This is a genomic window from Virgibacillus sp. LDC1 (assembly GCF_025792345.1).
GTDB lineage: Bacteria > Bacillota > Bacilli > Paenibacillales > Paenibacillaceae > Paenibacillus_AQ > Paenibacillus_AQ lautus.
Window position 1 is genome coordinate 34,152 of sequence record NZ_JAOXLZ010000011.1, and the last position, 13,272, is coordinate 47,423.

At 50.0% G+C, this 13,272-nt stretch carries 13 protein-coding genes; 1 reads left to right on the forward strand and 12 read right to left on the reverse strand.

Going from position 1 to position 13,272, the window contains the following annotated elements:
• Window positions 1–181 precede the first annotated feature (181 nt).
• The 4 genes from OHJ21_RS32700 to pth all read right to left on the reverse strand — a co-directional run bounded on the left by OHJ21_RS32700 (window position 182) and on the right by pth (window position 5,884).
• Window positions 182–1,267, reverse strand: a complete 1,086-nt coding sequence (locus OHJ21_RS32700) for a peptidylprolyl isomerase (RefSeq protein WP_100541647.1) — start codon at window positions 1,265–1,267, stop codon at window positions 182–184.
• Window positions 1,251–4,778, reverse strand: coding sequence for a transcription-repair coupling factor (gene mfd / locus OHJ21_RS32705; RefSeq protein WP_326119042.1), 3,528 nt, complete (start codon window positions 4,776–4,778; stop codon window positions 1,251–1,253). Before mfd ends, OHJ21_RS32700 begins: the two co-directional genes overlap by 17 nt.
• A 186-nt stretch (window positions 4,779–4,964) precedes the next feature.
• Complete coding sequence (locus OHJ21_RS32710; protein WP_100541649.1) at window positions 4,965–5,195, reverse strand: anti-sigma-F factor Fin family protein; 231 nt, start codon at window positions 5,193–5,195, stop codon at window positions 4,965–4,967.
• A gap of 125 nt (window positions 5,196–5,320) precedes the next feature.
• Window positions 5,321–5,884, reverse strand: a complete 564-nt coding sequence (pth, locus tag OHJ21_RS32715; protein WP_100541650.1) for an aminoacyl-tRNA hydrolase — start codon at window positions 5,882–5,884, stop codon at window positions 5,321–5,323.
• Window positions 5,885–5,991: 107 nt separating this feature from the next.
• Between pth and OHJ21_RS32720 the strand changes: the two genes are divergently transcribed.
• Complete coding sequence (locus OHJ21_RS32720) at window positions 5,992–6,192, forward strand: hypothetical protein (RefSeq protein ID WP_071221084.1); 201 nt, start codon at window positions 5,992–5,994, stop codon at window positions 6,190–6,192.
• A 157-nt stretch (window positions 6,193–6,349) separates the two neighbouring features.
• On the opposite strand, the gene OHJ21_RS32725 is transcribed toward OHJ21_RS32720, so the two are convergent.
• The 8 genes from OHJ21_RS32725 to yabG form a co-directional block, all read right to left on the reverse strand.
• Window positions 6,350–7,303, reverse strand: a complete 954-nt coding sequence (locus OHJ21_RS32725) for a ribose-phosphate diphosphokinase (RefSeq protein WP_006207421.1) — start codon at window positions 7,301–7,303, stop codon at window positions 6,350–6,352.
• An 82-nt stretch (window positions 7,304–7,385) separates the two neighbouring features.
• Window positions 7,386–8,780 carry a bifunctional UDP-N-acetylglucosamine diphosphorylase/glucosamine-1-phosphate N-acetyltransferase GlmU gene (gene glmU, locus OHJ21_RS32730; RefSeq protein WP_394059688.1) on the reverse strand — a complete coding sequence of 465 codons (1,395 nt, stop codon included), beginning with the start codon at window positions 8,778–8,780 and terminating at the stop codon, window positions 7,386–7,388.
• 110 nt (window positions 8,781–8,890) lie between these two features.
• Window positions 8,891–9,175 (reverse strand): septation regulator SpoVG, encoded by a 285-nt coding sequence (spoVG, locus tag OHJ21_RS32735; protein WP_006207419.1) that lies wholly within the window; start codon window positions 9,173–9,175, stop codon window positions 8,891–8,893.
• A 186-nt stretch (window positions 9,176–9,361) separates the two neighbouring features.
• Entirely contained in the window at window positions 9,362–10,186 is an 825-nt protein-coding gene (gene purR, locus OHJ21_RS32740; RefSeq protein ID WP_100541652.1) for a pur operon repressor, read from the reverse strand.
• Between the two features lie 109 nt (window positions 10,187–10,295).
• Window positions 10,296–11,150, reverse strand: a complete 855-nt coding sequence (gene ispE, locus OHJ21_RS32745) for a 4-(cytidine 5'-diphospho)-2-C-methyl-D-erythritol kinase (protein WP_100541653.1) — start codon at window positions 11,148–11,150, stop codon at window positions 10,296–10,298.
• A gap of 178 nt (window positions 11,151–11,328) precedes the next feature.
• On the reverse strand, window positions 11,329–11,511 hold the full coding sequence (locus OHJ21_RS32750; protein ID WP_486022387.1) for a small, acid-soluble spore protein, alpha/beta type: 183 nt from the start codon (window positions 11,509–11,511) through the stop codon (window positions 11,329–11,331).
• Window positions 11,512–11,746: 235 nt separating this feature from the next.
• Window positions 11,747–12,022 (reverse strand): biofilm formation stimulator Veg, encoded by a 276-nt coding sequence (gene veg, locus OHJ21_RS32755; protein ID WP_006207415.1) that lies wholly within the window; start codon window positions 12,020–12,022, stop codon window positions 11,747–11,749.
• 289 nt (window positions 12,023–12,311) lie between these two features.
• Entirely contained in the window at window positions 12,312–13,214 is a 903-nt protein-coding gene (gene yabG / locus OHJ21_RS32760) for a sporulation peptidase YabG (RefSeq protein WP_326116294.1), read from the reverse strand.
• Between the last annotated feature and the right edge of the window lie 58 nt (window positions 13,215–13,272).

The window sequence follows — 13,272 nt, forward strand, 5'->3', positions numbered from 1 at the left end:
GCGAAATCCAAAAATAAATATCATCCGAAAGGGACTGATGTCTGGGGAGAAAAAATCCATAACGCGCGATTTCGCACGTTATGGATTCGAAGAGCCCACCATTTCATCCATGCGCTGGCCATCATATCCGGCATTACCCGCAGCGCATCACAAATATCATGCCCGATCGCTTGTCCACGGCTTATTTACCCGTGTCTTCCTTGCCTGCATCCGGTGTTTGATCACCTTCCGCCGGTTTGTCGGTGGTGCCGTCTGTCTTCTGGTCACCCGTGCCTTCGGCAGGCTTGTCCGCATTCTCGCTCTTCGGAAGATTCATGCTCTCAATCAGGTCGTTGAGCTCATTCTGCATAAAGTTGTCGATCTTCGCCGAAGCAAGCTCATTTCGAATGCCTTCCTTTTGATCGGCTGGAAGCTTGTCATAAGCCACTTCCTCGCGCTTCTCCACTTTCATGACATGGTAGCCGTAATCGGTTTCTACCGGATCGCTGATCTTGTTAAGCTCAAGCGTCAGAGCTTTTTCCTTGAATTGCGGTACCCAACTGCCTGCCGGTTTGTTCTCATACAGGCCTCCACTGCCCTTGGTGCCCGGATCCTGGGAGTATTCCTTCGCAACTGCGGCAAAATCCTCGCCTTTGTTCAGCTTGGACTGTACTTCCTTGGCAATTTTGAGCGCCTCGCCTTCCGGTCTTTCCTTGCCTTCCGTATCTTGAAAAGCAATCAGGACATGACGAACACTGATGTTGGTGTAATCCTTCTTATTCGCCTCGAATTCCTTCTTGATATCCTCTTCAGTTACCTGATTCTTCTCATGTTCCATAACGGTCATGACGCGAAGCATATAATTTTTGAGGTCATCCTCCGTCAATTTCTGCGATTCAAGAGCAGCCTTAAACTGCTCCTCGCCCATCCCGCTCTTCTGCTGCTTTAACAAATCACCCGCTTGCTTCTCGGCAGCTTCCTTCGCTTTATCGTCAGCTTTGGCGTACAGGTATTCATAGGCTACCCCCTGTTTCGCCAAATACTCTTTAAATTCATCCATTTGTAAAAATTGGGCGTATTCCGGGGACATGAACTGAATCATACGCTGTTCCAGATCAAATTCCTTCTCGGTAATTTCTCCACCCTTATATTTGACGATCACTTTGCTATTATCATCTTCGGTTCCCTTAGTCTTGTCGTTTCCGCACGCAGCGATCATCGACATGGATAGAACAGCTGTGATGGATACAATAAACGTCTTCCATGCCTTGTTATTTCTTGACGGCATTTTGTAGTTCTCCCTTCAGGTTGAATGGCCCTTTTGCGGCCTCCAGGAATTGCTCCAGCAATTCTAACAGTTGTTGATCGGAAAGTCCCTTGCCTTTGATTCGAATGGCCATAGCAGGCCCTTGTTCAAATTGTACACGTCTTTCGAACTTATTTCCAATTTGCGCAAGTCCAGCTGTATCAACCGCCTTATCCTGCCCTTCATAAAACTGCAGCAGCACATCATCGCCGCGCTGGATAATGGAGTCGATCCCGTACGTACGACCATATACCTTCAAGCGGGAGACGGCAAGCAGGTTACTTACCGCAAGCGGCAGCTCGCCAAAGCGGTCAAGCAGCTCATCCTCAAGCTCAGCCGATTCGTCGATAGTCGATACGACAGCCACCTTTTTATAAATTTCGATCTTCTGGATGCTGTCATAAATGTAATCAGACGGCAAGTAAGCGTCAATCCCCAGATCGATGGAGGTGTTCCAGTCCTTCGATGGCAATGGCGGCTCACCCAGCATGCTGACTTTTCGTTTCTGTATCTCCTCGGCCAGCATCTGTGAATACAGGTCGAACCCGACGGAAGCAATAAAGCCATGCTGCTCCGCTCCGAGCAAGTTGCCCGCTCCTCGAATCGACAGGTCTCGCATCGCAATCTTGAATCCGGAGCCCAGCTCTGTAAATTCTTTAATGGACTGCAGCCGCTTCTCGGCCACCTCCGTCAGCACCTTATCGCGCTGGTACGTGAAATAAGCATATGCGATCCGGTTGGAACGTCCGACGCGTCCGCGCAGCTGATACAGCTGGGAGAGACCCATTTTGTCCGCATCATGCACGATGAGCGTATTTACATTCGGAATATCCACACCCGTCTCAATAATGCTCGTGCTAACCAATACGTCATATTCGCCGTCCAGGAAGTCGAGAATGGTCTTCTCCAGTTCCGTTTCCGACATTTGACCGTGTCCCACACCCACTCGGGCCTCCGGTACCAGCATGGATATTTGGGCTGCCATCTCCTGAATGCCCTGAACCCGATTGTAGAGGTAGTAAACTTGACCGCCCCGGGCCAGTTCTCGCTCGATCGCCTCCCGCACCAGGGTCTGGCTATGCTCTACGACATAGGTCTGCACTGGAAAGCGATTCTCCGGCGGTGTCTCGATCACGGACAAATCCCGAACGCCGAGCATCGACATATGCAGCGTGCGCGGAATCGGCGTTGCCGTCAGCGTCAGCACGTCGACATTGGTCTTCAGCTTCTTCAATTTCTCCTTGTGCGTAACGCCAAACCGCTGCTCCTCATCCACGATCAGCAATCCCAGATCTTTGAACACAATATCCTGCGACAGCAGTCGATGTGTTCCGATCAGAATATCGACGGAGCCCTGCTTTACTTTCTTGATCGTCTCATTCTGCTCCTTACGGCTCCGGAAACGGCTCAGCACCTGAATGTTGATCGGATAATTGGCAAAACGCTCCCGGAACGTCTCGTAATGCTGCTGGGCCAAAATCGTCGTCGGAACCAGTACCGCAACCTGCTTTCCTTCGATCGCTGCTTTAAAGGCAGCGCGAACCGCCACTTCCGTTTTCCCATAACCGACATCACCGCACAGCAGCCGGTCCATCGGCCGGTTCTGCTCCATGTCTTTTTTGATTTCGGTAATGGCTCGAAGCTGATCGGGTGTTTCATCATATGGGAACATGTCCTCGAATTCCTGCTGCTCCGACGTATCTTTCTCAAACCCGTACCCCGGCGCAGATTGACGCTCGGCATACAGTTTGATCAAATCGTCGGCGATATCCTGAACGGAAGAACGGACCTTGTTCTTAACCCGCGTCCATTCATTTCCGCCCAGCTTGTAAACCTTCGGCTCCTTATCTTCGGAACCGACATATTTCTGGATGAGATCGATCTGCTCAATCGGAACGGAAAGCTTATCGCCCCCGGCATACAAAATATGCATGTAGTCCTTATGGATTCCGTTGATTTCGAGCGTCCCGATCCCCATATATTTCCCGATACCGTGGTTTTGATGCACCACATAGTCGCCGACCTTGAGCTCTGTATAACTCTTGATGCGCTCAGCGTTGTCCATATTCTTGGTGGTTTTGCGTGTTTTGCGCTGCTTCGAGGAGAACATCTCGCTCTCTGTAATAATGGCAGCATGAACCGAAGGCATCTCGAAGCCATTCTGCAGATGCCCCTCGAACATAACCGGCTCTTCGATACCATAGTCCATCAGTACCCGCCGCATGCGATCCATCCGCTCTGCATCGCCTGCCAGCATCATGACCTGAACGCCCGACTTCTTCCAGCGCTCCATCTCTGCCTTGAGCACGTTCATCTGACCGTGGAAGTCCTGCATGCCGCGCGTAATCACATTGACGATATTCTGCGGCTGCATTCTTGGCACCTGACGCAGGAAGATGGAGATCAACAGACTCTGATAGGGATGCTGATAGATCAGTTCTTCCGTATCCAGCGACAACGGTAGATCCGGCAGCGATTTGCCATTCTGCATCAGATGCAAATTCCATTCCGCTTCATCCCGCTCCAGCTGCTTGGCTGTTTCCAGCAGACGTGCAGGCTCATCCATAATCAGAATCGTATCCTTTGGCATGTAATCATACAGATTGGTCTTCTCCGGATACAACAGGGAGATATATTTATAGATTTCAGGGAAATATATCCGCTCGCGCAGCATCTCAACTTCCCGGTGTATTTCATCCCGCAGACGGAGCTTGGCCTGACGATCACTCATGCGTTCTAGCTGGGTCTCCAGCAGACGGACCACGGTATCTGCTGTACGGCTGAGCCGCTCCGAATCTGCGATAATTTCCTTGCATGGTGTAATGGTGACTTCCCGAACCTTGTCAATCGAGCGCTGATCCGCCGGATCGAAGGTACGTATGGAGTCGATATCCTCATCAAACAGTTCTACGCGGTACGCCATGGTCGTTGTCATCGGATAAAAATCGATAATACCGCCGCGGACACTCATCTCACCGCGGCTCTCGACGCGCTCCACCCGTTCATATCCCATCTCGATCATCTGGTTCAGGAAGGAATCCAGCACGAGTGTCCCGCCGTCATGGAGCACAATTCGGGCATCGGACATCACTTCGGGAGCGGGAAGCAGGCGACGCACGCCGGAAAATGGCGCAACGACAATACCCCGGAAGCCTCTCGCACAACGGACGAGTACATCAATCCGCTGCGCCAGAGTCTCGGGGCTTGAAACGGCCGATTCGGCCGCTACCAGTTCATTCGCCGGGTATAACAATACTTGATCCGATGAGAGCGCTTCCTGTAAATCATCCGCAATTTTCTGAGCTGAAAACATATTATGAGTGACAACGAGCAGCGGGCGCTGCTGGTCTTGGTGCAATGCAGCCATTAAGATCTGCCTGGACGACCCGGAAAGACCGGAGATCAATTGCTCCCTCATGCCGGCATGGACGCCAGCCGTTATGGATTTGAAGTCCGAATCTTTCGAAAATACATCAATAAGTGCTTGTAACAAAAGGGGGCACCTCTCTTATGCAAAAGAAATGAATTTCCTAGACTCTATTTCTCATGGAATTTTAGACGATTGCCAAAAAATTATAACCGAAAAGAAGCCTTGAGCAAAACTGCCAAGGCTAGAGCAGCGGCAGAGCCTGCCGCTGTATGTCTTCTACCAAAAAACGTCGTGTACCCCATTATACTCTCATTGCAGGGGATTTGCCAAAAGGCTAAGTTCCGGATGGGCTTCAAGAGCTTCTCTGCAATGATCGCAGGTTACCCGGACCATCACTTCTCCGTCAAAATCATAGGCTATTATATCCTTGCGTTCCTCAGGGGTCAAGGAATCAAATCCAAGACGGGCTTCGGATACGTGATTGGAGTCGATGCGGCCCTGAAACGCCCGACAGTGTCTACAAACATAGGTTATCGCCATCATATGCCTCCTGAAGGTCGTATATACCTTCAGTATGCCCGGATTTCCCTCGTTTAAGACTTCGATCTTCCGGTTCTTATGCCTTTGGAATCATCTCTCGAATACTTCCATCCTATGATGCTTTTCTAGGATTTGTTAAACTTCGCCATCGTCTGTTCAAAGGTGTGGTCCAGACTGAATTCCAGCGCGTCACAGGTCTCCTCCACCATGCTCTGCAGCTGTTCGCGTTCCTTCTTCGGAAAAGTGCCGAGCACATAATCCACAATGGCATAACCCGGCTCTGGCCTCGATATGCCCATACGGACGCGGTTGAAGCTCTGAGTCCCGGTATGCTGAATAATGGATTTAATGCCATTATGTCCTCCGGCACTGCCCTGATATCGCAGGCGGATCTTACCGACGACGGTATCCAAATCATCATAGACCACAATCATGTCCTCAAGACTCACTTTATAATAATCCATATAAGCACGTACGGCCTCGCCCGAAAGATTCATGAACGTCATCGGTTTGATCAGGACGGTTTTGGTGCCGCCAATCACTCCCTCGGCGATGACCGATTTGCATTTATTCTGATTGAACTTCATGCCGTGTCGCTCTGCCAGAGCATCCAGCGCCATGAACCCAACATTATGGCGTGTCTTCTCATAATTTGAACCGGGGTTGCCCAGTCCGACAATCCATTTCATCACAGGTTGATTCCTTTCACGATTTATACTTTCTTCTTTGCGCATTTCTGAGTACAATATGAACAAAACCTATCGGCGTTATGCCCTCATAAGAAGGTGAATCGGCATTGAAAGCTTTCGAACAGAAGTTAACGCACCACAGCCATTTTCAATACCATATGAAGCATGGCATCCCTGTTCAAGTCTATGAACTGGGTTGTCACATAGACGTGGGTCTGATCACTGCAGTCGACGCCTATTTTGTCGAGCTTGAGGGGACGCTGTACAACCGGAATACCTTCACTTTCATCTCCAGGCCCGGATATTGACACATGCCTGTGCCGCATTAACAGGCCGAAATTATGAAAACGTTTTCTTTCTGGCTGTTCACCTGCTCTTGCTAAACCCCTAAGCAGCAAAGTCGCCATAGCCGACAAGGGTTACATTTCCTCATGAGGAGATGTAACCCTGCCTTTACACGGTTTATTATTCTATTTCAAACAATTTACTAATCGACAATTCCTCATGAACCCGGATGATGGCTTCACCCATTAACGGAGCAACCGACAACACTGTCAGCTTGCTGCTAGGGTTCGGATTGGTGATCGGAATGGTGTCTGTTACAACAACTTCCTTCAGCGGGGAGTTTTCCAGTCGCTCATGGGCAGGGCCCGAGAGAACCGGATGTGTACAGCACGCGTAGACTTCCTTTACGCCACCTTCCATCAACGCATTGGCACCCAGCACAATCGTACCGGCGGTATCGATAATGTCATCGATTAGAATGGCGGTCTTGCCTTCGATATTCCCGATAATGTTCATGACTTCACTGACATTCGGCTCCGGGCGGCGTTTATCAATAATCGCCAGCGGCGCATTCAGGAAATCAGCAAGCTTTCTCGCGCGAACCACACCGCCGTGATCCGGAGATACAACGACCGGGTTCTCGATCTGCTTTGAACGGAAATATTGGGCAAGAATCGGCACGCCGAGCAGATGATCCACCGGAATATCGAAAAATCCCTGAATCTGCATCGCATGCAGGTCCATCGTAATGACGCGATGAGCTCCTGCTTTTTCGATCAGGTTCGCAACCAGCTTAGCGGTGATCGGATCCCGCGAACGCGCTTTGCGGTCTTGACGAGCATATCCGTAATACGGAATAACCACGTTGATGCTCTTCGCAGATGCCCGCTTGAGCGCATCCACCATAACCAGCAGTTCCATCAGGTTATCATTCACCGGCAAACAAGTAGACTGCACAATATAAACGTGGCAGCCCCGCACGCTCTCGGAGAGCTTTACTTGAATCTCGCCGTCGCTAAAGCTGGTTGTATGCGATTCCCCCATCGGAATGCCGATATAATCGGCGATTTGATGGGCAAGTTTAGGATTGGAATTACACGTGAATATTTTTAATTTAGAATCAAGATAAGTCATAGAATAAAAACCCTCCGTGCTGGTTCGTTGAATTAGGTATCCGATCACCGCTTCATATCTTGGTTAAAGGAAGCAGGGATAATTACGATTTCTTGTTCTTCTTGGCGATGGCGCGTGCCCGGATCTTCTCTGCATACCCTGGCTTGTTCTCCTGACGCTGTCTGGCGATGGCCAGATCATTGTCCGAAACGGAATGCGTAATGGTAGAGCCTGCAACAATAAATGCGCCCTTGCCCACTTTCACCGGTGCAATCAAATTCACATTACTGCCGATAAATGCATCATCTTCAATTTCGGTAATGGACTTATTATAACCATCATAGTTGACTGTAATCGCACCACAGCCGATATTAACGTTTTTGCCGACTTTGGCATCACCAACATAACTGAGATGGGATACTTTAGAGCCGTTATCAATCGTGGCGTTCTTCACTTCGACGAAGTCGCCCACCTTTACATCATCCCCCAGCTTGGCGCCTGGACGAAGATAAGCAAACGGTCCTACCGAGGTCCGAGAGCCGACTTCAGCGCTGCTGAGCACCGAATGTTTGACGCTGGCACCATCCGCGATAACGGAGTCCTCGATATCGGTATCCGGTCCGATCACGCAATCTTCACCGATCACCGTGTTCCCTTTCAGGATGGTACCGGGATAGAGCACCGTATCTGAACCAATCTTAACATCGGCTCCGATATAGGTTGAAGCCGGATCAATGATCGTAACACCGTTCAACATGTGCGTGCGGTTGATACGCTCTCTCATGAAGCCTTCGGCTTCGGACAGCGCCAGGCGGTCGTTGACGCCAATCGATTCCGCGTAATCATCCGTCTGATAAGCAAGCACGGTCTCGCCGGCTTGTTTCAGAATACCGATGCAATCGGTCAGGTAATATTCCTGCTGCGCATTCTGGTTGGTTACATTGTCCAGTGCAGCGAATAGCTTTTTATTGTCAAAACAATAGGTACCGGTATTAATTTCAGTGACTGCGTCCTCTTCCGGACTGCAATCTTTCTGCTCAACAATCCGAAGTGCGCTGCCATCCTCGCCTCGAATGACCCGGCCGTAGCCTTTCGGGTTATCCATATGCGCGGTAAGCACCGTAGCGGCAGCATTGTTGCTTTCATGAAGCTTCAAAAGATTCTCCAGTGTCTCGGACGTCACCAGCGGAGTATCCCCGCAAATGACAATCGTGGATCCCTCTTCGCCGCCAAGTAATTCCTTGGCTTGCTTCACAGCGTGACCCGTTCCGAGCTGCTGCTCCTGCAGTACATACTCGGCTGCGTCTTGCAGATAGGTGCGAACCGCTTCCGCGCCGTGGCCTACGACCACAACACTCCGTTCACAGTTTACCTGCTGTACGGTTTGTAATACATGTCCGACCATCGGCTTGCCACAAACAGGATGCAGCACTTTATATAGTTTGGATTTCATACGTTTGCCCTGCCCAGCGGCGAGCACAATAGCAAATCTTTTCAAGGGCCATGCCTCCTCCTCTTGAACTCACTACTGAATATATATCATTCTACAAAAAAAGAAAAGAGAGCCACAGGTATGGCTCTCTTTTCCTTGAACCCCAATTGTAAATCTTAAGCGCCTTCTTCAATCACTTCTTCTTCAGTAGCCGCTCGCTCATACTCGGCCAAGACAGCCGATTGAATTTTCTCGCGAGTACCGGAAGAAATGGGATGGGCAATGTCGCGGAATTCTCCATCAGGAGTGCGTTTGCTCGGCATTGCAACAAACATTCCATTGTTTCCGTCGATGACGCGAATGTCGTGAACGACAAATTCATTATCGATGGTAATGGATGCGATTGCCTTCATTCTCCCCTCAGAGTTAACACGGCGGAGTCTGACATCCGTAATTTGCATATGTGTTCACCACCTTTTTCCATCAGAGACTTGGTGTATAATTCCACACAGCAAACCAGAAATCCTTCTTTTTTCTAATACAAAATGTCCTAAAAACAGGAATTTTTTTTAGAATGTGATATTTTCGACAGACTTCGGGCTAATTCGAATGAAAACGCTATTATATCGACAAATATCGCGACTCTATTATTCGAAATAATTACCAGGGTTGACGGTAATTCTCTTCGTTTTGGAGTCCACATCGCTTAAGATGGCCAGTGAAATATAGTCCTCCAGTAGTCTTTCCTCGGTTTCCACCGCTCCCGACTCCACCAGCACACCGACACCTGCGACTTCGGCATTAAATTCACCCAGCAGATCGACCATTCCTTGAATGGTACCGCCTGCCTTCATGAAATCATCCACAATCAGCACGCGGGAGCGCTCCTTGAGCGCCCGGCGGGATAATGACATGGTATGGATGCTCTTGTGTGAGCCCGATACATAATTGATGCTTACGGCCGATCCTTCCGTCACTTGATGGTCCCGGCGAACTAGTACGACCGGCAAGTTCAATTGCGCCGCTGTCGCATAGGCCAGCGGAATTCCTTTGGTTTCCACGGTCATGACCACATCGATATCCCGGTCAGAGAACGCCGTGGCAATGATCTTGCCCGCCTCGTTCATCAGCGAAGGTTGTCCGAGCAGATCAGACATGTATAAATAACCGCCCGGCAGAATCCGATCCGATTGCTGAAGCTGCTGGCACAGCTCCTCCGCAAACCGCAAGGCATGATCTTTGCGCAGCTTCGGAATGTATCTGACTCCTCCCGCTGCGCCGGCCAGCGTCTGAAGCTCTCCGAGTCCCTCGCTCTCGAACACGTCCTTAATGATCGCCAAATCCTCACTGATGGATGACTTGGCTGCTCCATATCGCTCGGCGAACGTTGTCAGCGGAATCAGCGTATGCGGTTTAGATAGTAAATATTGGGTCATATCAACCAATCGTTCGCTTCGTTTTAATTTTTTCACCTAGGGTTCCTCGCTAAATCCGAATATTATATGTTAAATATAACACCTTTGTACGTATTTATACAACTTTGTTTGAAATTCGACCCCGAATTGTCAAACATAACCGTTTCTAAGTCAGCAGGCGAACGGCATATACCTCCTTGCAGAATCCCCGCAGGCCGTTATAAATCCGGGCTACTTTGGATTCCTTGGAGACCAGGCCGAAGACGGTAGGGCCGCTTCCGGACATGAGCGCACCGTCAGCTCCCAATTTCAGCATTCCTTCCTTCAGCTGCTGAACTTCCGGGTGCATCTTCAACGTAACCTCCTCCAGCACGTTACCCAGCGATTGGCACATCTGCTGGAAACTTCCTTGCGTGAGCGCTTCTACCATGCGCTCTGCCGATGGATGGCGCTGAATTTGCTCGCTGCGCAAACGGCCGTACACTTCCGCCGTCGACACATTGATCGGCGGCTTCGCCACGATCACCCAGCACTGCGGCGGGTTCGGGATCGGCGTGAGTATCTCGCCGCGCCCCGTAGCCAGTGCGGTGCCGCCCGTTACGCAGAACGGCACATCCGAGCCAAGCTCTGCGCCGAGTGCGAGCAGCTCCTGCTGGGGAATGCCCAGTCCCCAGAGGCGGTTCAAGCCTCGCAGTGTTGCCGCTGCATCACTGCTGCCTCCTGCGAGTCCCGCGGCAACGGGGATTTTTTTGTCCAGGTGAATATGCACACCCTTTTTCACGTCGTAGCGCTCTTTGATTAGTCTTGCTGCCTGAAAGGCCAAATTCTTCTCGTCCAGCGGTATGTACCCTGCCTGTGAGGTGATGATGATGGTGTCCCGCTTCTGTTCGGACATTTCGAGCCGATCGGCGAGGTCGATCATCGTCATGACCATCTCTACCTCATGGAAGCCGTCAGGACGTTTATGAAGTACATCCAGCATCAAATTGATTTTGGCCGGTGCTTTTTCGTATATTTTCAAGAACGTTCACCTATCCTTAGCTTTTCCCATATGCTTGAACTTAACATATTCGAGGAAAAACATCTAATGCCTCTATATTAACAAACTCAGGCTTTGAAGTCATGGGACCGTTTGATGGGGGTAAACAAACAGGGGCTTCCGCTTAACCGGAAGCCCCTGCCGCGTTATGGTCTTTCTGTTACAGATCGGATTTGCGGGCTGCCCGCTCGGCGAGCTCAATCGCCCGTTTTACCATGTTGCCGGCATCCTTGGCCTTAATGCCTCCCCAGCCTTCTTTTTCCACGGTATCGTAGAATCCCAATTCCTTAGCCAATTCGGTCTTCAATTGATCGGACATGATGCCTCGTCTTCTCCTGCTCATCAATCCCGCCTCCTTGGAAAATGTATTGAGTATGGCATGAACAGCATCCGGCGCGATGCAGTGGCTTTTTTTAAGAACCCTGCAAGCTTAACCTCCATCACCGCATATGGAACGGATGAAGAAGCCTTCGCGCAGCCTTAGTATGTGTTCAACCCCCTCTTGTCATTCCCCCCGGATCGATGGCAACAAAAAACAGCCTCCCTGTAAGTGGAGACTGCTCTCTCATGACATATCGTTATGACTTGATATAGGTGATTCGCATCTCGTTGTCATCACCGGTTACCATGATTTCCACGGTTTCGGTCAGAATATCGGCATAACTGTAGGACACACGTTTAAAAGTTTGCTGGTCTTGATCCAGCTTCACAATGAAAACAGAAGGGTACGTTTCTTCCAAAACACCAGTACGCTCGACGGTCTTCCGACGGCCACCGTTAGCCCGAAGCGTAATTTTTTGCCCTAAATGGGCATCGAGACTGCGTTTGATTTCCAACAGCGCGTTTTTAGCCATTGTCGACGACCACCTCTTTCCTTGTCCATTATACAAAAGATTCAGTCATTTGTCAATTCAAAAACATTAATTATATCAGCATCAAAAATATATTGTCAACGTATTTTTTTTGACCCTGTATTTCTCGTGTGCATTTGCTTTAATATGCGCTAAATTGACAAGCTTTATGTATTTTTTTTGACAACTTTCTTAAAGAATTGAAACAAAAAATAAAAAACCCCAGCTTGTGGGGTTCTTCTCGGGTCTTTCTCCAATGGCCGATACGCCACCTTCAGAACACAGTACGGACTTAACTAACCGAAGGCGTAACCTTCAACGTGGACAAATCCTGAAGCTTGGGCAGGCCGATCCGGTAGCTGCCTCTCGTCTCGATTCCGCCCACGCCCTGGCTGCCGCTGATCGTATGATGAACGACATCATGGATGTTCACGGTATCCCTGACCGACGTATAGGCTGCCTTGGCGGCGACGTAGACGGGATCCAGCGCATGGATGAGGATTCGCCCTGGTGAGCTGGCAAAATTGGCTCCAGCCTGCAGCAGCGCTTCAAAATGCGATTGGCACGCCCCGGCTACAATGACCAGGGAATCCAGATTGCGCTCATATTGACGCGCTACCTGAATGGCCGTAACAAAGTTGTGTGAATTCTTATAGCTGTCCAGGCTAAATAAATCGTATGGCTGTCGTCTCTTCAGAACACCATCATGACCTGTAATTACAACGATATCAGGTCTTACCCGCGGAAGAAGACGATATAATGAATCGGCCATCCCCGACTCATTGATATAATGGCCTTCCGCTGGGACCCGAAGCTGATTGTACAAGGTCAAACTCTTTTTCAGGTATTGGGGATCTCCATCCAAATGCAGCACCTTGCCCGGCACGTCAAAATAACCTTTATCCGCAAGCTGTCCGCCTTCAATATTGCGCAGGCTCGCCAGTTGACGCTCGCCCTGCTCCTGTCTGTGCTTCTGCAGGCGGTCCAGCGACTCATTGGCTTTGATCTGTGCCTGCTTTGTTCGTTCGCTTAAGGTGGGATGCGGGACCGTGACCAGATCATCAGCGGGAGCATCGGCCAGTAACCGGAATTCCGTCCCTTTGATGACAATATTATTATTTTGCCGCATGCCTTCTACCCGGAACGTTACATCGCCGCCGTAGGATTTACGAACGACCAAGTCTCCCAAGTTCATCACAACATCACCCCTACCCTATGGTATGGGCCACTGTGACTATTGGTTCTTACGAAAC

Bases quoted from the DNA above. Each gene is read 5' to 3' on its own strand.
- pth (WP_100541650.1), bottom strand. From the start codon at position 5,884: ATGAAATGGATTGTCGGACTGGGCAACCCCGGTTCAAATTATGAGAAG.
- OHJ21_RS32725 (WP_006207421.1), bottom strand. From the start codon at position 7,303: ATGACTTATCTTGATTCTAAATTAAAAATATTCACGTGTAATTCCAAT.
- spoVG (WP_006207419.1), bottom strand. From the start codon at position 9,175: ATGCAAATTACGGATGTCAGACTCCGCCGTGTTAACTCTGAGGGGAGA.
- OHJ21_RS32700 (WP_100541647.1), bottom strand. From the start codon at position 1,267: ATGCCGTCAAGAAATAACAAGGCATGGAAGACGTTTATTGTATCCATC.
- yabG (WP_326116294.1), bottom strand. From the start codon at position 13,214: ATGAACTTGGGAGACTTGGTCGTTCGTAAATCCTACGGCGGCGATGTA.
- OHJ21_RS32710 (WP_100541649.1), bottom strand. From the start codon at position 5,195: ATGGCGATAACCTATGTTTGTAGACACTGTCGGGCGTTTCAGGGCCGC.
- OHJ21_RS32750 (WP_486022387.1), bottom strand. From the start codon at position 11,511: ATGAGCAGGAGAAGACGAGGCATCATGTCCGATCAATTGAAGACCGAA.
- veg (WP_006207415.1), bottom strand. From the start codon at position 12,022: ATGGCTAAAAACGCGCTGTTGGAAATCAAACGCAGTCTCGATGCCCAT.